We start from the raw sequence: 223 nt of genomic DNA, 5'->3' as shown, positions 1-223 counted from the left end.
GGCCGGTGCACCCTGAGAAGGACGAAGTCGCCGGGGTCAGAGCCTACCGCTCGGTGGCGGATCTGCCTGGCGTACCGGATGCCGCCTTCGTAGCGGTCAACAAGCATCTGACGATTGAAGTGGTCCGTGCGCTGGCAGAGCGCGGCGCGGGAGGGGCGTTATGCTATGCAGCCGGCTTTCGGGAAACCGCCTTCCATGACCAGGTCGGGGAGCGTCTGCAGGC

The 223-nt window shown here is 66.4% G+C and carries 1 protein-coding gene; it reads left to right on the top strand.

What is annotated here, in order from left to right; genetic code table 11:
* On the top strand, positions 1-223 hold a 223-nt coding region (locus tag AC0L17_RS34790), incomplete at both ends, for a CoA-binding protein (protein ID WP_473519036.1).

This window comes from Mesorhizobium sp. WSM4829, from assembly GCF_055811475.1.
The sequence above is the reverse complement of the archived record's forward strand: the minus strand, read 5'-3'. Positions and strand labels throughout refer to the sequence as shown.